This window comes from uncultured Oscillibacter sp. (assembly GCF_947654275.1).
GTDB lineage: Bacteria > Bacillota > Clostridia > Oscillospirales > Oscillospiraceae > Oscillibacter.
Genome location: NZ_CANTJS010000004.1, coordinates 36,342 through 57,515, shown reverse-complemented (window position 1 = coordinate 57,515; position 21,174 = coordinate 36,342). Strand labels below are relative to the sequence as shown.

Here is a 21,174-nt window from a genome sequence, read left to right as displayed (position 1 = left end):
GTGAGCGACGGATGAAACGGATTATGGACAACGCAATATCCCTGGGCGTCGTGGTCATCGTTCTGTTTTTGATCATCCCGCTGCACCCTGCGATGCTGGACTTCCTGCTGGTCATCAATATCGGACTGTCGGTGATGATTCTGATGATTACCATGAACATCTCCGACGCTCTGGAATTCTCCATTTTCCCATCCCTGCTGCTGATTACCACGCTGTTCCGATTGGGACTGAACGTATCCACCACCCGGCAGATTCTCCAGCACGGCTATGCCGGCGAGGTGATTCAGAATTTCGGAAACCTGATTACCAGCGGAAACATCGTCATCGGCGTGCTGATTTTCCTGATCATTGTGCTGGTGCAGTTCATCGTCATCACCAAGGGCGCCGAGCGCGTGGCCGAGGTGGCGGCCCGGTTCACCCTGGACGCCATGCCCGGCAAGCAGATGGCCATTGACGCCGACCTCTCCTCCGGCCTTATCGACGAGCAGGGAGCCCGGGACCGGCGGAACAAGATTCAAAAGGAAGCGGATTTCTACGGCGCTATGGACGGCGCCACCAAAATCGTCAAGGGCGACGCGGTGATGTCCCTCATCATCACCATGCTGAATTTTATCGGCGGCGTGCTGATCGGCATACTGATGAACGGGGGCACCTTTTCCGACGTGATTTCCCGCTATTCCATCGTCACCATCGGTGACGGCCTGGTGTCCCAGCTGCCGGCGCTGATGATTTCCACGGCCACCGGCATGATTGTCACCCGGTCCGTCTCCGAGGGCAGCCTGAACAAGGACGTCGTCTCCCAGTTCAAGGCACAGCCCCGGGCCATTATGACCACCGGCGTGATTCTGATTTTCCTGGCGATGATCCCCAACACGCCTCATCTGGCCCTGTTTGTGGGCGGCGGCGTGCTGCTGGGGGGCGGCTGGTTCATCAGCCGCCGGCTGGAACAGGAAAAGGCCGAGGAGGCCGCCGCTGCCGCGGCCACGGAGCAGCAGGCAGCCGCGGCGGAAACGGCGGCGCCCAGCGAAACCGATTACTACAAGGATATCAACAACGTTTACAATCTCCTTTCGGTGGAGCCCATCGAAATGGAATTTGGATACAGCCTGATTCCCATGGTGGACGAGAGCCACGGCGGCAAGCTCATCAGCCGCATCGTTATTTTCCGGCGGCAGTATGCCCAGGACATGGGCTTCGTCTTCCCCTCCATCCGCCTCCACGACGCTTCATCTCTGGGGACCAACCAGTATGTCATCCGGATTCGGGGCGAGGAGGTGGCCCGGGGCGAGATCCTGGTGGACTACTACCTGGCTCTGGAGCCCGCCAATCCCCTGGGGGAAATCGACGGCATCGAGACCATCGAGCCCGCCTACGGCATCCCCTCCCGGTGGATTCTGCCGGAGAACAAGGAAATGGCGGAGATTTACGGCTACAACGTCATCGATCCCCTGTCCGTCATGCTGACCCACCTGTCTGAGACGGTGAAGAAATACGCCTATGAGATGCTGGGCCGGACGGAGACCATTCAGCTGGTGGATAACCTGAAGCGCAGCGCGCCCGAGCTGGTGGAGGAGGCCATTCCCAATATCATTTCCTATTCCGTTCTGGAAAAGGTTCTGCGGAACCTACTGAAGGAGGGCGTGCCCATCAAGGACCTGGCCACCATCGTGGAGACCCTGGCCGACGCCCTGGGGCAGGGCCGGGACGTCGATTCCGCTACGGAGCAGGTCCGGGGCGCTCTGGCCCGGACCATCACCCGCCGCTTCTGCGAGGACGGTCAGCTGCGGGTGGTCACCCTGGACGCCGAGGTGGAGAAGAAGATCATCGCTTCTCTGACCCGGAACGAGCAGGGCGTTTACCTGGCCATGGGGCCGGAGCTGATGCAGCAGATTGTCTCTCAGCTCTCCGCCCAGATCAAGAAGTTCAACGATCTCTCTCAGACGCCGGTGATTCTGGTGAGCCAGGTCATCCGGGGCTACTTCGCCAAGATGATTACCCAGTTCTTCCCCAGCGTATATGTGCTTTCCTTCAATGAGATTACCAACGCCGTTCAGATTCAGGCTATCGGCAACATCACCCTGGAGGCCCGTCCCGAGAGAAGGGCGGTGGGCACATGACGGCCGCCTATACCGAGCGGGAAATTGAGGAGATGGAAACCCAGGACCTGCTGCGGCTCTATAAGGAGACGGGGGACGAGAGTCTGAAATGGCCGCTGGTCCTCCGGTACGAGGGCCTGATTAAAAGCGCCGCCATGCAGATTCGGGGGGTTTACAGCAGCTTTGCCCAGATTGACGACATCATCAACGAGGGCATCCTGACCCTGCTGGGCTCCATCGACAAGTTCGACCCGGACAAGGGCGTGAAGTTTGAAACCTACGTTTCCAAGCGCGTCCGGGGAATGGTCATCGACCTGGCCCGGAAGCAGGACTGGATGCCCCGGAATGTCCGGAAGCGGGCCAAGGAGATTGACCTGGCCGTTTCGGAGCTCTCCGCCTCCCTGGGGCGGTATCCCACCGACGCCGAGATTGCGGAGCGCCTGGGCGTGACGCCGGAGCGCTATCAGAAGGACGCCGCCAACATTGCCCTGAGCAATGTGCTCTCCCTGGATGTGCTGATGGACACCCGGGAAACCACCGGCTATCAGCTGGAGGTCCCCTCGGGGGACACCCAGGGCCAGCCGGAGGCGATGCTCCAGGAGCGGGAGACCCAGCGGGCCCTGGCCCAGGGAATTTCCCAGCTGAGGAAGAACGAGCAGATCGTCCTTTCCCTTTACTACGAAAAAAATCTGCACCTGAAGGAGATCGCGCAGGTGATGGAGCTCAGCGAGCCCCGTATTTCCCAGATTCACACCCGGGCGCTCCAGAAGCTGCGCGTTCATATGGAGGCCTATCTCAACGGGGCCGCGGAAAATCAAACCAGGAGAAAAAAGGGGTAATCATATGTTCAAGGGCTTTTACAATCTGACCTCTGCCATGCTGACCCACCAGAGCAACCTGAATGTGGTGGCCAATAACCTGGTGAACGTCTCAACCGCAGGCTATAAGCAGGACCGCTACACCGCGACCACCTTCGACGATGTGATGTATGCCCGGGTGGGCACCAATTTCAGCGAGGGCCAGGAAATCGGCCGGCAGAGCTATATCCGGGCCACCAGCGAAATTTATACCGACTATACCCAGGGCACCATGGAGCCCACGGGGCTGAGTCTGGACTTCGGCATCGTGGGCGACGGCTTTTTCGCCGTGCAGAATCCCGACGGCGAGGTGTACTATACGAGAATGGGCAACTTCACCCTGGATGACGACGGCTATCTCTGCCTGCCGGGCTTCGGCCAGGTCCTGGGCCCGGACCAGAACCCCATTTACCTGGGAACCGACAAGATCAACTGCGACAAGCAGGGGCAGATCTTTTACAATGAGGGCGGCCTGATCGGCCGGCTGGGAATCTACAGCTTTGAGGACAACGGCGCTCTGGTTCACACGGACCGGGGGCTCTTCCAGGGGGAAAACGCGGAGCTCAGCCAGGACAGTGAAGTCTGGTGGAGCTATCTGGAGCGCTCCAACAGCGATGTTGTGAAGCAGATGACCGAGATGATTACCTACCAGCGGGCGTTACAGAGCGCCGCTCAGATTTCCAAAATGTACGACCAGCTGATGTCGCGGGCTGCCACAGATGTGGGCCGGATGCAGTAAGGAGGCGGCTGAAAGATGAATCAATCCTTTTTCATCGGCGCCATCGGCGCCCACCAGCAGCAAAAACGCATGGGCGTTCAGGGAAACAACATAGCAAACCTCAATACATACGGCTACAAGGCCCAAAAGGGACGCTTCGCCGCGCTGATGTACGACGATGTCAAGGCCACGGACTTTGAGATGCGCCCTTACGGCGTGGGCACCGCCCTGTGGCAGGTGGACACGGACTTTTCTGCCGGCCCGGTGGCGGACACCGGCCGCAGTCAGGACTACATGATTGACGGAGAGGGCTTTTTCGCCCTGGTGGACCTGAATACCAATGAGGTGACCCTGACCCGGAACGGCGCCTTCTGCCTCTCGGAGCTGATGCGGCCCAACGGACAGGTGGACCAGTACGGGCAGCCGGAGATGGAACGGATTTATTATCTCTCCGACAACGAAGGGCGCTTTGTCCTCGGTGAGACCGGCGGCATGATTGAGGTGGACCCCTCCCAGCGGGAAGAGGCTCAGCCGGTGGGCGTGTTCGACTATATCAACTACAGCGGCATGCAGCACGTGGACGGGACCCGGTTCATCGCCGTGGACAAAAACGGCGGTATGCGCCGCAGCGCCGCCAAGGCGGTGCAGGGTCTGCTGGAGATGTCCAACGCGGACCTGGCGGAGGAGTATACCAAGGTAATTGAGGCTCAGCGGGCCTACGGACTGGCGCTGAAGATGGTGCAGACCTCCGACGAGGTGGAGTCCACCATCAACAGCCTGCGCAGTTAAGAGGGAGGGATGTCATGGGTATGAAGAACTACAATGAGCTGTCCTCTCTGGAGCTGGATACCCTGAAGGAGATTGGCAGCATCGGTACCGGAAACGCGGCCACCTCGCTGTCCTCCCTGATTGGAAAGCCGGTGCGCATCCAGCAGCCGGAGGTCCGCATCATGAGCTATAACGAGGCCATTGAGTGGATCGGCGGACCGGAGGAAATTACCGCCGGCGTGCTGGTGGGCATGAGCAATCAGCTCAGCGGCATTATGCTGTCCGTTCAGCAGCTGGACTTCGTGAAGCTGGTGGCGGAAAGCATGCTGAACGAGCAGGTGGAGAGCTACGAGCAGATTCGGGATATGGAGCGCTCCGCCCTGACGGAGGTGGGCAACATCATGATTTCCACCTTCATCAATGCCCTCACGGGCCTTGCGGGCATCGACATCGACCTGACGGTTCCGGCCTTTACCGTGGATATGCAGGGGGCCATTATGGCGGTGCCCATGGCGATGTACGGCGGCCAGTCCGACTATATTATGACCATCGGCGGCGATTTTGTGTGCAGCGGAAAGCAGATTCCCTGCCGGCTGCTGCTGTCGCCGGATATCCGTTCATTGAACTTTTTGCTAAGGAAGCTGGGCGTTGACAGTGGAGAATAAAATCACGATCGGAATTGCGGACATGAAAATGGCGAAGGACAGCGGCATGCTGATTACCTACGCCCTGGGCTCCTGCATTGGGATTTGTCTGTACGATCAGCGTATCAAACTGGCTGCAATGGTTCACATTATGCTGCCGCTGAATATGGAGCCCGGAAGGAAAAACACATTTAAATACGCGGATACCGGAATCCGCGAAACGCTGCGCCTGATGGAGTCGAAAGGCGCCTCCCGCGCACGGATTACCGCCAAAATTGCCGGCGGAGCCAAAATGTTCGAGGTCAGCGGCGGAAACCTTGGCAATATCGGACAGCGCAATATTGAAAGCGTGCATTTGAACCTGAAAAAAGAGGGCATCCAGCTCTTGAAGGAGGACGTGGGCGGTTCCGTGGCCCGGACGCTGCTGTTCGACCCGGCCACCGGCCTGGGCTGTGTCCGCTGTTATGGCAGGAAAGAGCTGATTATTTAAGAGACAACCTTTGAAAGGAGAGTGCGGAATATGCTGGCAGAGGACAAGCGGGGCATCCTGCTGGAATCCGGTACGAATGAGATCGAGGTCATGGAGTTTACCATCAATGACAGCCTGTATGGAATCAATGTGGCGAAGGTCAAGGAGATTCTGGTTTCCCAGCCGGTGAAGCCCATGCCTCACGCCCATCCGGCGGTGGAGGGGATTTTCAAGCCCCGGGATCAGGTCATCACAGTGGTGGACCTGCCTCAGTATCTGCTGTCGGAGCCCGGGGAGAAAAAGCCCAAGGACCTGTTCATCGTCACCAATTTTAACAAGATGAATATTGCCTTCCGTGTCCACACGGTGGTTGGCATCAGCCGCATTTCCTGGAAGAGCATCCAGAAGCCCGACAAGACCGTGGCCGGAGGAAACGAGGGCATCGCCACCGGAATTGCCCAGTGCGGCGAAGACCTGGTGACCATTCTGGACTTTGAGAAGATTGTGGCAGAGATTGCCCCGGAGACCACCATTCAGATGTCTGAGATTGAGCGTCTGGGCCAACGGGAGCGGAGCGACGCCGCCATTGTGGTGGCGGAGGACTCCGTGCTGCTCAGCAAGATGATTGAGGAGGCCCTCCACAAATCCGGCTATGTCAATACCAAGATGTTCCCCGACGGTCAGGCGCTCTGGAGCTACCTGAATGAAGTCAGGGGCAAGAAAAATCTGGAAGATTACGTGTCCCTGGTGATTACGGATATCGAGATGCCTCAGATGGACGGACACCGGCTGACGAAGCTGATTAAGGACGACAAGGAGCTGAAGCATCTGCCGCTGATTATCTTCTCGTCTCTGATTACGGAGGAGATGCGCCAAAAGGGCAAGGAGCTGGGCGCCGACGAGCAGATGAGCAAGCCGGAAATCGGACATCTGGTGCAGGTGATCGATCACCTGCTGGAAGAGAAGCACAGCAAGTAAAAGCGGGAGGAACACCATGAGCAGCAAATATATTGTAAGGCAGCCGATCAAGGATACCTCTGGAAAAATCCTGGGATATGAGATCGTATACCATGGCGAGAATCAGGCGTTCAGCTCGGACAGCAACAGCCCGGCCAATGAGTTCGCTTCTGCGGATACGGTCTACAGCTTTTTGACGCAGAACAGCACAACGACGCTGAAGGGATCCTTGAACTTCATGACCTTCACCACCATGCTGCTGATGAAGAAAACGCCCAGGCTGTTTGACAAGTCGGAGCTGGTCATTCAAATTGACGACAGCGTGATTATCCACCCCCTGTCCATGCACTTCGTGGACCAGTATGCCAAGGAGGGGTATAAGATTGCCGTCAACGAGTTCCAGTTCGCCCCCCGGTATCTGGCTTTGCTGGACAGCATTGAGTACATCAAGCTGAATGCAAAAACCGCCACGGACGTTACCATCCGGAACACGGTGGAAGTGGCCCACAGCATGAACAAAAAGTGCATCATCTCCCATATTGAGACGGCAGAACAGTACCAAAAGGCCATTTCTCTCAACGCCGACGCGGTGGAGGGGCCCTATGTGGCCGAGAAGATTACCACCAAGGTTCACAGCAGCGCCTATCTCCAGAGCAACTTTTTCCGCCTGATGGTGGCGCTGACCCGGGACGAGCCGGATGTGGACGAGATTGAGCAGCTGATTTCCATGGACGCCAGTCTCAGCTATAACCTGCTGAAAATGGCCAACTCCGTGTTCTTCGCCCTGCGGCATCGGGCCACCACCATCAACCAGGCCATCATGACCCTGGGCCTGGGGCAGCTGCGGCAGTGGGTTTACCTCCTCAGTGCCGCCAACAGCGGCGAGAACGACGACCCCGGCACGGAGGAATTCCTGAAGAAATCCTTTATGCGGGCCCATTTTTGCAGTGAGCTGATGAAGCACGCCGAAAATATGCCCATCTCCCGGTCCGAGGCCTATCTGATGGGCATGTTCTCCACCTTGAACTATCTGGTAGATGCGCCGCTGGAGGAGATTCTGGAGGAGCTGCCGGTGGCCGACGAGGTGAAAAACGGCCTGGTGCGGGGCGAGGGCCGCTGCGGCATGCTCTACAAGCTGGTGCTGAGCTATGAAAACGCCGATTGGGACGGGATTAACCGCATGGCAGAGGAGCTGGGCATCCCCAACCAGCTGCTGACCACCATCTACTTCAACTGCATGGAGAATGTGGGCGTGCTCTGGGATCAGCTGACCCACGCCTATCAGGACCAGGAGCCGGAGGATGAGGGGAAGGAATAAGCCCCTTGGCTCCGAAGCGGAACCCTGCCGGAAGGGCTGATATAGTCAGCACAGTTGAAAACCGGCAGATACCGGTTTTCAACCAGCGGCGGAGCCGCTGACGGGCTAGGTAAAAAGCCCCTGTGCCGGCTATGAAGTCCACCGCAAGGCCGTTTTGCGGCCTGTGCGGCGAATCATCGCCGCACTTGTTGAAAAGAAGCAAATGCTTCTTTTCAACTGCGGTGACTATAAAGAAAGAAAAAGGTTCGGCACAGAAACGTGTCGAACCTTTTTTGGCAGGTCAGCGCGCCGGAAAACCGGCATATGGTTTTCAGGGCGGACTTTGCCCGCCGCCCCGGGGATTCCGCGGCGGCGGGATTCCGGACAGACCGGCGTGCCTGGCCCTCAGAGGGACGGACGGGTGTGGTGGGGCGTTTCGTGGACGATGGTGCAGGCCTTGAGCAGCTGAGCGGTGATGTCGCTGCTGTATTGGGCCTCATACACCGTCAGGCGGGGCACCCGCTCGTCAGGGCCCATGAAGACATACTTGGGGGGCAGGTGGTTCAGAGCAAAGGCCTTGACGTCCAGCTGGCAGCGCTCGCAGCAGCAGACGCCGAACATCTGCATGTACTTCTCTGCCTTTTCCTCTACCAGAAGCTGCATCACGTTGACATAGCACTCCTCTGCTGGCGCCTCTGGGGGGGTCTCTGCCGGTACTTTTGCCGGTGCCTTTGCCGGCTCCTCGGCGGGCCTGATGGGGGGCAGGTCCATCAGCTCCTCGGCGCTGGGGGGAGCGGGCTCCGCCGGCCGGGGAGGGGCGGCCTTCTCCTGGGGGGTCTGGGGAGGCGCCGGAGAATCCTCGGTGAGCTCCGCTTCCAGGGCGTCCTTGATCTGGTTGGAGACGGCGGCGTCGGCATTGATGGAGGAGATGATAGGGGCCACGGGGGAGGGCTTTTCAACGGTCTCGACCTGTTCGGCGGGCTCGGCGGGTTTGGTCTTCTCGGCCGGCGCTTCGGGCTCCGGGGCGGGAGCGCCGCCGCGGTTTTTGCTGAGAAGGTTCATGACATGGGCGGTTTTGCTGCTGTTACTGGAAGCCATAATAAAAACTCCTTTACTGTCGTTGATCTGTTGTCAGCGTCTTTTAAGAGCGGGGAACCGGGGACCGGCCACGGCGTCCACGATTTTCCGCAGGTCCATGGCGGCCTTGCAGCGGGGCTGGTAGGTCAGCACGCTCTGTCCGTGGGCAGGGGCCATGGCCACGTCCACGCCCCGGCGGACTCTGGTGGGGAACACCCGGCTGTCCAGCTGCTCAGCCACCGCCTCAGCGAGGTCCAGAATTTCCCGTGAGAGGGTGAGGCGCTGGTTATATTTGTTCAGCAGAATGCCCAGGACCTTCAGATCCGGGTTGAAGGATTTGCGGACGGTTTCAATGGTGTCCTGAATCTGGGAGACGCCCACCAGACTCAGCACCTCCGCCTCCATGGGGACGATGAGCCCGGTGGAGGCCACATAAGCGTTGATGGTCAGGATGTTCAGGGCCGGGGGCGTGTCGATGATGATGAAGTCATACCGGTCCTTGACGGCGTCCAGATGCTGGGAGAGCATGAATTCCCGGCGGGGCGCGGTAAAGGCCACCTCGGCGGTGGAGAGCATGATGTCCGAGGGGAGGATATCTCCGTAGTCCGTGTGGGAGATGGATGCCTCAATGGGGTGTGCTCCGGTCAGCACATCGTAGACCGTGTAGCCGTCTCCGATGTCCAGGCCAAGGGTGAAGCCCAGGTTGCCTTGGGGGTCCAGATCGACGCCCAGAACCCGTGCGCCTCGCTGGGTGAGACCGCAGACCAGGGCGGAGACGGTGGTGGTTTTGCCCACGCCGCCCTTCTGGTTTGTGACGGTGATAACCTGTGTCAAAGGATTTTCCTCCTTACTGTAAAAACTAAACGCGGACCTCTTATTTTTATTATACTATATGTCGATAAAAAAACATAGAGGAATATCAAAAAAATTCTTGGAAGGATTCACCGCCTCCGTGAGGCGGCGAATCGCCTGATATTATGAAGGGAGTGGGGTATATGGCCTCTGTCAGCAGCGTCAGCAGCGCAAGCAGCATTTATGGAAGCAGAAATGTCATCTCCGGCCTCGCCAGCGGTCTGGATACGGAGGGTATGATCGAAAACGCGATATCCGCGTACAAAAACAAGATCACATCCCTGAGCCAGAAGCGCACAAAGACCGAGTGGAAGCAGGAGTCCTACAGAAGCATGATCGATAAGATGTCGTCCTTCCTCGCGAAGTACACGTCTTACCGTTCTTCCAACAACCTGATGTCCACCAGCTTTTTCGATCAGGCGGTGAAAACGGTGGCCAAGGGCAGCAATGCCGACAAGGTCACCGCCACCGGGCGCTCCAACAGCGACATCCGGGTGGACCGGGTCCGGCAGCTGGCCTCCGCCGCCACCTATAAGCTGAGCGGAACCTTCCTGGACAAACAGACCTCCGACTTCAATTCCGGAACCGTGTCTGCGGCCGCCCCCGGGTCCATGGACCTGGACAAGGATATGACCGTCAGCACCTTTTCCGGCAGCATGACCCTGGCCTATGGCGGTTCCAACGCGCTGAGCTACCTGACCATCAACTTTGACGAGACCAAGACCTATGACAACGCCCAGGAGCTGGCGGACGAGATCAACCGGCAGCTGGAAGAGCAGACGGTGATCATCGGCAGCAAGAGCTACACCGGCAAGGAGCTGACCGAGGAGCTGGTTCGGGCCGAGGTCAAGGACGGCAAAATCACCTTTGCGGACCCCAAAAATAACAATGTCTATATCAGTGCGGCCAGTGACAGCGTAAAGAAACAGCTGCTGGGCGGCCAGGATCTCAGCAGTATATACGGCAAACAGGTCAAGAGCCTGGACGCCTCAGGCGTGGCAAATATGAAGGAGACCATGAGCACCCTGGAGTACCTGTCTTCCAAGGGCGGCAGCCTTCAGATTACTCTGGACGGCGTCACCAAGACCGTGAAAATGCCCACCGCCAAGGATATCAAGGCGGACAAGGACGATAAACGGACCCCGGCGGAGCGGGACCAGGCGTATCTCGAAGCCCTCCAGAAAAATATTGACGAGGCCTTTGGAAAGGGCAAGCTGACGGTGAGCGACAAAAACGGCGGCGAAAAGGGCATCCAGCTCCAGTTTACCACTGGACAGAAGGGCTCCACTTTTTCCGTCCAGTCTACCAAGGGCGAGACCCTTGGCTTCGGTGAGAGCAATCAGATCACCAGCTATCTCAATACTAACAAGACGCTGGGCGAGCTGCTGGGCGAGGACGGCTTTAAGGATCTGGAAGCGCTCTATGAGCTGAAAGTGGACAGCAATGGTAAGGTCACAAAGGTGCCGGTGACGGACACCGACGGAAACCAGCTCTATTCCTTTAAGGTCAACGGCAAGGAAGTGGGGCGGTTTAATGAAAATACCACCCTGAGTACGGTAATCAACACCATGAACAGCAACAGTGATTCCGGGGTCAAGGTGGGCTATTCCAAGCTGACCAACGAGCTGACCTTTACCGCCAAGGACACGGGAGCTGCCAGCGAAATCCGGTTCGAGGGCCTGTCCTCCAAGCTGTTCGGCGCGCCCGGCACCTATGACGACAAGGGTGATGGAACTTATACCAAGGGCCAGGATGCCATTCTGGAGGTCAGCATCAACGGAACCTCCCTGGGAGAAATTACCCGCAGCTCCAACAGTGTGGAGCTGGACGGCATGACCATCAACCTCAAGGGGACCTTTGGCTACGAGACCGACGAGGACGGAAATATCAAATATGACGTCAGCCAGTCCCTGGACGAGAAGGGCAACCCTCTCTTCTCTGTGGACCAGGGAGACGGCAAGAGCAAGCAGTTCAGCGCGGAAAAGCTGGACGACGGCAGACTGGCCTTCCTGGACGAAAAGAGCGGCAAGACCGTATACGGCTCCATGGACGAGGACGGGAAGCTGACCTTTGAGAACCATAAGGGCGAGGAGGTCTACGCCCGGGTGGACGCCCAGGGCCGCCTGCGTTTTGACGCCGGCAGCGACCAGGCCATGGACGTTTCCGCTGTCACGGAGAAAACTGCCGTCCGGGACGACAAGGCCGAGGCCGTCACCTTTGAAACCAGCTCCGACGCGGACAAAATTGTGGACGTGGTGAAGGAAATGGTGGCGGACTACAACGCCATGGTGACGGAGATCAAGAATGCTTATTCCACCCTGCCCCTGTATCGCAACCAGAGCAAAAACCAGCGGTATGAGCCCCTGACCGACGAGGACAAGGAGGGCATGTCCGAGAGCACCATTGAGGCCTGGGAGGAAAAGGCCAAGACCGGCATCCTCTTTGGCGATAACGACCTGCGCAGCCTGTACACCCGCCTGACCTCCGCTGTGTCCATGACCGGCGAGAACGGCGCGGCCCTCCGGGCGGCGGGCATTACCGTGAACTATTCCAACGGCCTGAGCACCCTGGAGTTTAACGAGACAAAGTTCCGGGACGCGCTGAACAACGACCCGGACGCCGTGCGGGACGCTTTTACCGCCAGCACGGATTCCGGAGCCAAGAGCAACGGCCTGATGCAGGCGCTGAAACAGCCCCTGGAGCTGTACGGCAAGACCGAGGGCGGCAAGGGCGTGCTGGTCAGCAAGGCCGGTTCCCCCCTGGCCCCCAGCACCATGTATACCAACACCATCCAGCAGGAGCTGGATAAGATTGACAAGGAAATTGAGAAGTGGGAAGACAAAATGAGCGACCAGGTGGACTACTACACCAGTAAGTTCTCTCAGCTGGAGCAGCTGGTGGCCCAGATGAATTCCCAGAGCTCTTACTTCGCCCAGCTGATGGGCGGCTGATGAAGCGCATGAAAAGGCGGTGATTCACAGACGATGGATATGAAGGGCTTCAACCAATATAAGGAGCAAAGCGTCAACACCATGACCCAGGGCGAGCTGCTTCTTCTGCTGTATGACGAGCTTTTTAAGCGCCTTGCCCAGGCGGAAATCACGCTGAAGAAGCAGGATTATCCCGTTTTTGAGGCCTCGGTGCAGCGGGCAGTGGAGATCATCCAGTATCTGGATGATACGCTGGACCGGCAGTATCCCATCAGCAAAAACCTGACCCAGCTCTATGAGTATTTCACCTATGAGCTGGGCCGGGTGAAGATTGGCCGGCGGCAGGACCTGCTGGCCCATGTGAAGTCCATGATCGGGGAGCTGCGGGACGCCTTCCGTCAGGCGCAGAAGAGCGGCGATTCCGGGAAGTAGGTGAGAGGATGGAGGCATCCGCGCTGATGAATATTCATGTTCAGCTGAAGCGGATCTACACGGCCCTGAACGAGACCTACGACCTGACCCGCCAGCTGGCGGAGGCGGTGGACCGCAATGATCAGGTGACGGTTCAGATGCTGGTGGCCATGCGGCAGGAGCCTGTGGAAAAGCTCCGCCGGGGGCAGCAGGTTCTGGACCAGCTGAAGGCGGCGCTTCCCCAGGAGGCGCAGGGCCCCATGGAGGCGCTTCTGAAGGGGTCCGGTACGCCGGCGCCGGAGGAGGCGGCCCTGGCCAATCAGGCGGCTATCAATCAGAGGCTTTTGAAGCAGCTGGTGGACCTGGACCGGATTGTAAACCGAAAGGTGACCCGGGAAAAGTCGATTTATCAATAATGCCGGAGCCCCCGGCCCAGTGCCGGGGGCATCCACGCGCGGAGGTACTATGCCCACGATCACGCTGGAAAATGTAACAAAGCGCTATAAGCTGAGCCGGCGGCAGCGGAAGGAGAACGGAGGCCGGCGCTTTGAGACCGGGGTGGAGAACATCGACCTGACCATCAAGCAGGGAGAGTTCGTCTTCATCATCGGCAGCAGCGGAGCCGGGAAGAGCACGCTGCTGGATCTGATTTCCGGCAAGCTCAAGCCGGACCGGGGCCGGGTCAGTCTGGACCAGAAGGATCTGACCAAGCTGATTCCCTGGAGCCACAACCGCATGGCCATTCTCTTCGGAAAGGTGCAGCAGGAACACAGCCTGATCCGGAAAATGACCGTGGAGGAAAACCTTTGGGTTGCGGCTCAGGTGGGACGCCGCCGCTTTGAAAACGCAAAGCATCTGCAGGAGCGGGTGGATAAGGTGCTGGGACTGGTCGGCATGCGGGGGGCCGGGAAGAAGTACCCTGCCGAGATGTCGGTGGGGGAGTGCCGCCGTGTGGAGCTGGCCAGGGCCCTGATTAACAGTCCGCCTATCCTGGTGCTGGATGAGATTACCGCAAATCTGGACGATGATAATATCTGGGATATCTTCCAGCTTTTAATGGAGGTCAATCACCGGGGAACCACGGTCATCATGGCCACCCACGCCAGCAAATATGTGAACATCATGCGCCGCCGGGTGGTGACGCTGGTGGACGGACAGATTTTCGGTGACGTGAAAAAGGGAAGATACGGCGACGTGATGTAAGCAGCACGGAGCCGATGATTGATAGATAAGCAGGAACCGAACATAAAGAGGAGGAAATCAGAAATGATTAAGAACATGAAGATCAGGAAGAGCCTGGTCGTGGGGTACGGCATTACCATCATTGTCTCTGTAATTATTATCATCGCAGCGCTGATCCTGATGACAGTACAGAAGAGGCAATATACTAACATTCTGGAAAAGTATGTGGAATCCAATGAGTTGGCGTCCGACTGCCGCATTGATTACAACATTGCCGCCCGTAACCTGCGTGACGCGGTATTGTCCGGCAATATGTCCAGCGTCGATACCTGCAACAGCAAAATCAATGAGCTGGCCTCTCAGTTAGCTACTCTGAACAGTATCTATCCCCTTGAGGATAAGACCGAGCTGAACAACTTTGTTAACATGGTAGAGGAATGGGAGGAGGAGGCTGTCACAATTGGACAGACTGTTCGGACCAATCAGCAGCAGGCGGCCAATATGATCGTAAGTACCTGCACCCCCGCTCTGAACCAGGCTGCATCCGCTGGTGATGCGCTGGCTGCCAGGCTCCAGTCTGAGCAGGCCAACATTATCTCGCGGCAGAATATCATTTCCACGATAGCAATAATTTCCATTATTGTGGCGATGTTGATCGCCACTGTGGCAGTGCTCCGCATCGCGCTGACAATCATCAAGAGCATTGTAGTTCCTGTGGAGGAGGTTCGCAAGGCCCTGGTTGGTTTCAGCGAGGGCAAGCTGGACATCCCCGTAAATTATGAGAGCAAGAGCGAGCTGGGCGAGATGTGCGACGCCCTGCGGACCAGCCAGCGTGTCCTTTCCGGTGTTATCAGCGATACCTGCCGTCTCCTGGAGGAGATGGGCAGCGGAAACTTCAATTGCCGCACCAATGCTGAACAGCTGTATGTAGGCGAGCTGGTGAACATGCTCAAATCCATCCGTGTGATCAACAGCAGCCTCAGCGACACCCTGGCCCAGATCACCCTCAGCGGCGAGCAGGTTTCCGCCGGCTCCGAGCAGGTGTCTACCGGCGCCCAGGCTCTGGCTCAGGGCGCTACGGAGCAGGCCAGCGCCGTGGAAGAGCTGTCCGCCACCATTGCTGATATTTCCGAGAAATCCCAGAGCAATGCCAAGCGCAGCGAAATCGCCATGGACCACTCCAGGAACGCCGACCAGCGTGTTCGGGAGAGCGCCGCGTACATGGACGAGATGGTCAAGGCCATGGAGAAGATTTCCAGCTCCTCGGAGGAAATCGGCAAGATCATTGCCACCATTGAGAACATTGCCTTCCAGACCAACATCCTGGCTCTGAACGCCGCTGTGGAGGCCGCCCGGGCCGGCAGCGCCGGCAAGGGCTTCGCCGTGGTTGCCGACGAGGTGCGGAATCTGGCCACCAAGTCCGACCAGGCTGCCAAGGCCACCAAGGAATTGATTGACAACTCCATCGCCTCTGTTCAGGACGGCAGCGAGATTGTGAAAAAGGTCTCCCTGTCCCTGAGCAAGACCGTGGAAGCCACCGACGAGTCCATGTCCGCCCTCCAGGAGATTGCCAAGGCTGTGGAGGAGGAGGCCGAGGCCATTGCCCAGGTCACCGAGGGCATCGACCAGATTTCCTCCGTGGTGCAGACCAACTCCGCCACCTCCGAGGAATCCGCCGCCGCCAGCGAGGAGCTCAGCAGCCAGGCCTCCCTGATGAAGAGCCTGATGAGCAAGTTCCGTCTGCGCAATGACAGCGGCAGCAGCTATGAAAGCCCCGCTCCCGCCCCCAGCTATGCTGCCGCTGACGACAGCGTGGCGGAGCCGGACAGCGGTTATGCCGGATACAGCGGAGATTCCAGCCCCTTCAGCAAGTACTGAGAAGCTGCATTCATAGCCGGAGGACGAAACAAGGCGTGTTCCTCCCGATTCGGGCATTTTCGCGGGCATACTGCCGTAGGGCAGGAAAATTGAACGAGGAGCGGGAGCAAACCGCTCATAGGGTGTTCGGCGGCTGTGAACACGGGTTCTGAAGATAAGCGGTTGCGCGGAGAGCGAATGCCGTTCCGCACACCGGGTTCCCTGCAATGGTTGCCAGAAGGCGGCAGGTCCGCCTTCTGGCAACATTTCGGTTTGACGGCAGGGGGCGGCGCCGGCAGGGACGCGCCCGTTTTGGGAGTGCCGGAGTCTGCCTGAGAGCAGACTCTGTGATGACAGAAAAGGAGTGTCAGGGATATGACGGACTACAGACCCCAGGAGCAGGACCTGATCTATGCCCTGGATATAGGCACCCGCAGCGTCATCGGCGTGGTGGGCCGGCCAATGAACGGACGGTTCAAGGCCCTGGATATAGAAATGGCGGAGCATGGCAGCCGCTCCATGATGGATGGACAGATTGACAACATCCAGCAGGTGGCGGGGCTTGCCAGAACGGTGACGGAGCGGCTGGAAGAGCGGCTGGGCATCCATCTGGAGCGGGTCTGCGTAGCCGCTGCGGGACGGGCCCTGCGGACCCAGCGGGGCAGCTTCAGCATGGACCTGACCGATGAGAAATCCATTACCGCCGAGATCATCAGCCACCTGGAGGCCGGGGCCCTCTCCGCAGCGGAGGAGGCCCTGCAGATTGACGATGAGAGCCGGCGTCAGTTCTTCATGGTGGGCTATACCGTGGCGCAGTACCGGCTGGACAACTATCCCCTGAACTCCCTGCTGGCCCACAGCGGACAGAAGGCCGAGGCGGAGGTGGTGGCTACGTTCCTCCCCGGCGAGGTGGTGGAAAGCCTGTACGCCGCCATGCGGGCGGCGGGTCTCCAGGTGGCCAGCCTGACCCTGGAGCCCATTGCCGCCATGAACGCCGCCATTCCGGCGGAGCTGCGTCTTTTGAATCTGGCCCTGGTAGACATCGGCGCGGGCACCACGGATATTGCCCTCTGCCGGGAGGGCAGCGTCACCGGGTATACCATGGCGACGATTGCCGGTGACGAGATTACGGAGGCCATTATGCGGGCCTTCCTTGTGGACTTCAAAACCGCCGAGGAGCTGAAGCGGGATTTGGCCACCCATGAGGACCTCCACTATACGGATATTCTGGGTCTGGAGAATACGGTGAGCCACGAGGCCCTGGGGGAGATTATCCAGGAGCCCATGGGCCGTTTGGCCTCAGCGATTGCCGAGCAGGTGACGGGGCTCAACGGCGGTGCGCCGTCGGCGCTGTTCCTGGCCGGCGGCGGCAGCAAGCTGGACGGCCTCCGGGAGCGGGTGGCGGCCAGCCTGGAGATGGACGAGCGCCGGGTTGCCATTGCCGGGAGCAATTACGTCAAGAGCGCCTTTTCCGACGATCTGGACCTGAACAATCCGGAGTACGCCACGCCTCTGGGCATTGCTGTGTCCGCCGCCCTGGGCCTGCTGAACGACAGCTATGTGGTGACGCTGAACGGCGGCGCCGCCAAGCTCTTCCGCAGCGGCGTCCTGACCCTCCGGGATATCCTGCTGATGAACGGATACACCTACGCCGACCTGCTGGGCCGTTCCGGCAAAAATCTGGGCGTTACCCTGGATGGGCGGCATGTGCTTCTCCGGGGGGAACCCGCCGCCCCGGCGGTCCTCCGGGTCAACGACGCCGACGCCCCTATTACCACGGTGATTCACGCGGGAGACCGCATTCAGTTCACCCCCGCCCGGCCCGGCGCCGATGCGGCGAAGACCCTGGGAGAGCTGCTGGGACCGGATTTCTCCGGCCGGGTGCTGCTGAACAACCAGGAGGCGCCTATGAAGACGCCTTTGCGGCAGGGGGACGTCATCCTGACGCTGGAGAGCAGGAAAAAAGTTCTCGAACCCGAACCCGAACCAGAGCTTAAACCCGAGCCCCAACCTGAACCCAGGCCTGAGCCCCAGCCCGCCCCGCCTCCCGCTCCCCGCGTGGCCCCCCGCCGGCGGACTCTGGAGGTGGTTTTAAACGGCAGGCCCCTGGTTCTGCCGGCGAAGGAAAACGACCAGCCCCATTATGTGATGGACCTGCTGGAGAAGTCCGGTCTGGACCTGGAGCATCTGGACAGACCGGTGCAGCTGTCGGTGAACGGCGTGGAATGCGGGTTCCGGCAGGTGCTGAAGGATCGGGATTCCGTCACCATCCGCTGAGGTGGGGAAAAAAGGAGCTAGGAGAGTGAGACCTTGAAACAGGATGCAGCTGAAAAGATTGCGCAGCAAACCGCTAAAATCACCGCGAAGGCGGAGAGCGACGCGGCGAAAAAGATAGCCAAGGCTAAAAAAGCCGCCGAAAAGAAAACGGCTGCCGCCGCGGCGAAAGACGCGAAAAAGGCGGCCAAGGCGGAGAAGCAGGCGGCAAAAATTTCAAAAAAGGTGTCTGTGGCCGAGAAGAAGGCCGCCGCCAAGGTGGCCAAGGTGGAAAAAAAGGCCGCCGCCCAATCTGCCAAGGCCGCGAAGCTGGCGGCGAAGCGGGCTCCTGAGAAGGGCGCCGAGGGCGGAGAGGCCCAGGCGGCGGGCAAAAAGGGCGGCAAGAAAAAGATTTTGCTGCTGCTGCCCCTGGTGGCCATTGCGGTGGCTGCGGGTGTGTTCTTCTTCCTGAAGGGAAAGGGCGGCAAGGAGGCCGACAAGCCTCTGGAGCCCATTACCGCGCCGGTTGTGTACCTCTTCAGCGAGGAGATCGGGGTGCCCGCCCTGCCGGTGCAGGACACCGTGGTGGTCTACGAGGAAAAAATCCCCAGAGAGCAGGCCCCCGCCGCAGATGAGGCGGAAGACACGGAAGGCACGGAAGGCACGGAAGGCACGAAAGATGCGGAAAGTGCAGAAGGGGCAGAAGGTACGGAGGGCGCGAAGGAAGCTGAAGGCGCAGAGGAAGCGGAGGAGGTTACCGTCACCCGCTATACCTATGAGGGCGTCAGCGACCCCAAGGGCCTGATGGCCGCGTACGCCGTTCTGATGACCCAGGAGGATGCTGGCTTTTCCGCCATTGACGCGGAGATGGTCCGGACGGACCTTCCGGATTTCGAGGGGAAGGAGGCCACGGAGGATGCGCCGGCGTCGCCGCCTGTGACCACCGTGACCCTGGCTCGAAACGGGGACATTGACAACGAGATTGTGCACACTCTTCTGCTGGAATGGGATGAGGATTCCTGTTCCGTCACGGTGGATACGCCCTCGGGCCGGGTGCGGGATCCCAAGCCGCCTGCGTCTGCGCCTCAGGCCCCCGGACTGACGGTGGAGGGCTTCAAGCAGCTGAACCCCGCCGTTCTGGGTCTGGAGGGCAGCAGCATGGAGGAGTATAATGTCCTGGTACAGGACGGCCTGATTATGGTCTATGGCAGTCCCTGCGTCCGAATCAGCGCCTATTCGGTGAATCAGCAGACCGGCAGCAATGAGATTGCCGGCAGCTATTTCCTGTCTGCCGACGGGCAGCATGTCTACCGGTACGACACCGAGAGCAACTCCGTGGAGGAGCTGGAGATAGAACCGTAGACAGGCAGCAGCCGGAGGGCCTCCGGCGGGCCGGAAAGGCGGTAAGACCGCCCTTCCGCCGCCGGGGCGAACAGGGGGGTTAACAGCCCCTCCAGCACGCAGACGGAGGACCGGGCGGACAGGGCCCCCTTGGGCGTCAGCGCCTGGACGGTTTCCGGGTCTACCTGGGTGATGTGCAGCCCGTATTCCCGGCCCAGGGCCTGAATCTGTTTTTGGGTGATGGTCGCCTGGGCGGCGTCACTCAGGGGCTGGAAGCCAATCAGGCCGCTGAACCGGCCCGCGATTTCCCGCAGGACTCCCTGCCGCACCATGGCCCGCCGGGCTGACTCGTTTTCCTGAAACAGCCGTTCCGCCAGCTCTGCCGGCGAGGCGGCTGTTTTTTGCGCCTTGGTCCCTTCCGGCTGGAGGACGGCCTCGCCGCCGTCTGAAAAGCCCACAGGCCGCCCGCCGGAGTCTGTGAGGTCCAGGTTGGTGGTGAAGACGAAGACGCAGCGCCGGAAATCCAGCTCCCGCCCCCCGTCCTCGTCGGCCCGGTGGGCGGTGCAGCGCCCCTCATCCAGAATGGACATAAAGACCTTCAAAACCTCCGGGTGGGCCTTTTCCAGCTCGTCGAACATAAACACCGTGGAGGGGTTGCGCTTCACCGCCTCGAATACGGGCTGGTCCTCATAGCCCACATAGCCCGGCGGCGCGCCGGTGAGCCGGTGGACGGAATGGGGCTGGGTGAAGGTGTTCAGCTCCGTCCAAACGAGCTGAAAGCGCCTGCCGGTGCAGCGCTCCAGAGCGGGGGCCAGGGCCTTCCCCAGCTCGGACTTTCCCACACCGGTGGGGCCGTAGAAAATCAGGGACAGGGGCCGGGCGGGGGCCTTTTTGCCGCAGTGGCTGTATAGCCGGTAGGCCGCGGCCTCCACAGCCTGGTCCTGCCCCAGGACGGTTTCCCCCAGGGCGTCCCGGAGACGGCAGAAGAGGGAGGGCCAGACGGAAGACCGGGGCTCCGCCGTTATGGAGGCCGGGCGGACCTGAGTCAGGGGAGCGGGACGGTCCTGAGTCAGAGGAGCAGGACGTTCCTGAGTCAGTGGAGCGGGGTGGTAGGGCTGGGCGGCAGTCTCCCGCCGCAGGGACAGCAGCCGCCCCGCCATGGACTCATAGCTGTCAAACCGCCAGACGCTCCGGCTGAACAGCGTCGCCAGCACCCGGCTGCTCCCGTGGTAAGCCACTGCCGGCCTCCAGTAGAGCAGATAGGCGTTTCCCTGCCGGGAGAAGCCCAGGACGGCCTGAGCAGGCACGCAGCCCTGGGGCATCCGGCAGTCCGGAAACTCACAGCCGCCGCCCAGGCGGCTCCTCTCGTCGACGCAGCGGCGCAGCGTGGCATAGGCCTCTGGCCCGGCGGAACAGAACTGAGAAAAGCTAAGATTCATGAAAACCCTCCGGACAGGCGCGAAAC

18 protein-coding genes are annotated in these 21,174 nt (G+C 59.7%); 15 read left to right on the top strand and 3 right to left on the bottom strand.

Annotation, left to right across the window (positions count from 1 at the left end):
- The first annotated feature begins 11 nt into the window (after window positions 1-11).
- Genes flhA through Q0063_RS01980 form a run of 8 tightly spaced genes read left to right on the top strand, consistent with a single transcriptional unit; the run spans window position 12 to window position 7,827 of the window.
- Entirely contained in the window at window positions 12-2,117 is a 2,106-nt protein-coding gene (gene flhA, locus Q0063_RS02015) for a flagellar biosynthesis protein FlhA (RefSeq protein WP_297870298.1), read from the top strand.
- Window positions 2,114-2,935: a sigma-70 family RNA polymerase sigma factor gene (locus Q0063_RS02010; protein WP_297870297.1), complete on the top strand. Its 822-nt coding sequence runs from the start codon at window positions 2,114-2,116 to the stop codon at window positions 2,933-2,935. Before flhA ends, Q0063_RS02010 begins: the two co-directional genes overlap by 4 nt.
- Window positions 2,936-2,939: 4 nt before the next feature.
- Window positions 2,940-3,692 carry a flagellar hook-basal body protein gene (locus tag Q0063_RS02005; RefSeq protein WP_297870296.1) on the top strand — a complete coding sequence of 251 codons (753 nt, stop codon included), beginning with the start codon at window positions 2,940-2,942 and terminating at the stop codon, window positions 3,690-3,692.
- Between the two features lie 15 nt (window positions 3,693-3,707).
- A complete protein-coding gene (locus tag Q0063_RS02000) occupies window positions 3,708-4,460 on the top strand; it encodes a flagellar hook-basal body protein (protein WP_297870295.1) in 753 nt (250 codons plus the stop codon).
- Window positions 4,461-4,480: 20 nt separating this feature from the next.
- Window positions 4,481-5,104: a chemotaxis protein CheC gene (locus Q0063_RS01995; RefSeq protein ID WP_297870294.1), complete on the top strand. Its 624-nt coding sequence runs from the start codon at window positions 4,481-4,483 to the stop codon at window positions 5,102-5,104.
- Window positions 5,094-5,573, top strand: coding sequence for a chemotaxis protein CheD (locus Q0063_RS01990; protein WP_297870346.1), 480 nt, complete (start codon window positions 5,094-5,096; stop codon window positions 5,571-5,573). Before Q0063_RS01995 ends, Q0063_RS01990 begins: the two co-directional genes overlap by 11 nt.
- A 30-nt stretch (window positions 5,574-5,603) precedes the next feature.
- Window positions 5,604-6,530 carry a chemotaxis protein gene (locus Q0063_RS01985; protein WP_297870293.1) on the top strand — a complete coding sequence of 309 codons (927 nt, stop codon included), beginning with the start codon at window positions 5,604-5,606 and terminating at the stop codon, window positions 6,528-6,530.
- A 16-nt stretch (window positions 6,531-6,546) separates the two neighbouring features.
- On the top strand, window positions 6,547-7,827 hold the full coding sequence (locus Q0063_RS01980) for an EAL and HDOD domain-containing protein (protein WP_297870292.1): 1,281 nt from the start codon (window positions 6,547-6,549) through the stop codon (window positions 7,825-7,827).
- 384 nt (window positions 7,828-8,211) lie between these two features.
- On the opposite strand, the gene Q0063_RS01975 is transcribed toward Q0063_RS01980, so the two are convergent.
- Window positions 8,212-8,904: a late competence development ComFB family protein gene (locus Q0063_RS01975; RefSeq protein WP_297870291.1), complete on the bottom strand. Its 693-nt coding sequence runs from the start codon at window positions 8,902-8,904 to the stop codon at window positions 8,212-8,214.
- A 33-nt stretch (window positions 8,905-8,937) separates the two neighbouring features.
- A complete protein-coding gene (locus tag Q0063_RS01970) occupies window positions 8,938-9,717 on the bottom strand; it encodes a ParA family protein (RefSeq protein ID WP_297870290.1) in 780 nt (259 codons plus the stop codon).
- A 161-nt stretch (window positions 9,718-9,878) separates the two neighbouring features.
- On the opposite strand from Q0063_RS01970, the gene fliD reads away from it, so the two are divergent.
- The 7 genes from fliD (at window position 9,879) to Q0063_RS01935 (ending at window position 19,730) form a co-directional block, all read left to right on the top strand.
- Window positions 9,879-12,686 carry a flagellar filament capping protein FliD gene (fliD, locus tag Q0063_RS01965; protein ID WP_297870289.1) on the top strand — a complete coding sequence of 936 codons (2,808 nt, stop codon included), beginning with the start codon at window positions 9,879-9,881 and terminating at the stop codon, window positions 12,684-12,686.
- Window positions 12,687-12,719: 33 nt separating this feature from the next.
- On the top strand, window positions 12,720-13,097 hold the full coding sequence (fliS, locus tag Q0063_RS01960) for a flagellar export chaperone FliS (protein WP_297870288.1): 378 nt from the start codon (window positions 12,720-12,722) through the stop codon (window positions 13,095-13,097).
- Between the two features lie 26 nt (window positions 13,098-13,123).
- On the top strand, window positions 13,124-13,492 hold the full coding sequence (locus tag Q0063_RS01955; protein ID WP_297870287.1) for a hypothetical protein: 369 nt from the start codon (window positions 13,124-13,126) through the stop codon (window positions 13,490-13,492).
- A 49-nt stretch (window positions 13,493-13,541) separates the two neighbouring features.
- On the top strand, window positions 13,542-14,279 hold the full coding sequence (locus Q0063_RS01950) for a cell division ATP-binding protein FtsE (protein WP_297870286.1): 738 nt from the start codon (window positions 13,542-13,544) through the stop codon (window positions 14,277-14,279).
- A 63-nt stretch (window positions 14,280-14,342) separates the two neighbouring features.
- Window positions 14,343-16,136: a methyl-accepting chemotaxis protein gene (locus Q0063_RS01945; protein WP_297870285.1), complete on the top strand. Its 1,794-nt coding sequence runs from the start codon at window positions 14,343-14,345 to the stop codon at window positions 16,134-16,136.
- Window positions 16,137-16,490: 354 nt separating this feature from the next.
- Window positions 16,491-18,392, top strand: coding sequence for a cell division protein FtsA (locus Q0063_RS01940; RefSeq protein WP_297870284.1), 1,902 nt, complete (start codon window positions 16,491-16,493; stop codon window positions 18,390-18,392).
- Window positions 18,393-18,425: 33 nt separating this feature from the next.
- On the top strand, window positions 18,426-19,730 hold the full coding sequence (locus tag Q0063_RS01935; protein ID WP_297870283.1) for a hypothetical protein: 1,305 nt from the start codon (window positions 18,426-18,428) through the stop codon (window positions 19,728-19,730).
- On the opposite strand, the gene Q0063_RS01930 is transcribed toward Q0063_RS01935, so the two are convergent.
- Window positions 19,676-21,148 (bottom strand): AAA family ATPase, encoded by a 1,473-nt coding sequence (locus Q0063_RS01930; protein WP_297870282.1) that lies wholly within the window; start codon window positions 21,146-21,148, stop codon window positions 19,676-19,678. The two genes, Q0063_RS01935 and Q0063_RS01930, sit on opposite strands and share 55 nt — an antisense overlap.
- Window positions 21,149-21,174 lie beyond the last annotated feature (26 nt).

Bases quoted from the DNA above. Each gene is read 5' to 3' on its own strand.
- flhA (WP_297870298.1), top strand. From the start codon at position 12: ATGAAACGGATTATGGACAACGCAATATCCCTGGGCGTCGTGGTCATC.
- Q0063_RS02010 (WP_297870297.1), top strand. From the start codon at position 2,114: ATGACGGCCGCCTATACCGAGCGGGAAATTGAGGAGATGGAAACCCAG.
- Q0063_RS02005 (WP_297870296.1), top strand. From the start codon at position 2,940: ATGTTCAAGGGCTTTTACAATCTGACCTCTGCCATGCTGACCCACCAG.
- Q0063_RS02000 (WP_297870295.1), top strand. From the start codon at position 3,708: ATGAATCAATCCTTTTTCATCGGCGCCATCGGCGCCCACCAGCAGCAA.
- Q0063_RS01995 (WP_297870294.1), top strand. From the start codon at position 4,481: ATGAAGAACTACAATGAGCTGTCCTCTCTGGAGCTGGATACCCTGAAG.
- Q0063_RS01985 (WP_297870293.1), top strand. From the start codon at position 5,604: ATGCTGGCAGAGGACAAGCGGGGCATCCTGCTGGAATCCGGTACGAAT.
- Q0063_RS01980 (WP_297870292.1), top strand. From the start codon at position 6,547: ATGAGCAGCAAATATATTGTAAGGCAGCCGATCAAGGATACCTCTGGA.
- Q0063_RS01975 (WP_297870291.1), bottom strand. From the start codon at position 8,904: ATGGCTTCCAGTAACAGCAGCAAAACCGCCCATGTCATGAACCTTCTC.
- fliD (WP_297870289.1), top strand. From the start codon at position 9,879: ATGGCCTCTGTCAGCAGCGTCAGCAGCGCAAGCAGCATTTATGGAAGC.
- fliS (WP_297870288.1), top strand. From the start codon at position 12,720: ATGGATATGAAGGGCTTCAACCAATATAAGGAGCAAAGCGTCAACACC.
- Q0063_RS01955 (WP_297870287.1), top strand. From the start codon at position 13,124: ATGAATATTCATGTTCAGCTGAAGCGGATCTACACGGCCCTGAACGAG.
- Q0063_RS01950 (WP_297870286.1), top strand. From the start codon at position 13,542: ATGCCCACGATCACGCTGGAAAATGTAACAAAGCGCTATAAGCTGAGC.
- Q0063_RS01945 (WP_297870285.1), top strand. From the start codon at position 14,343: ATGATTAAGAACATGAAGATCAGGAAGAGCCTGGTCGTGGGGTACGGC.
- Q0063_RS01940 (WP_297870284.1), top strand. From the start codon at position 16,491: ATGACGGACTACAGACCCCAGGAGCAGGACCTGATCTATGCCCTGGAT.
- Q0063_RS01930 (WP_297870282.1), bottom strand. From the start codon at position 21,148: ATGAATCTTAGCTTTTCTCAGTTCTGTTCCGCCGGGCCAGAGGCCTAT.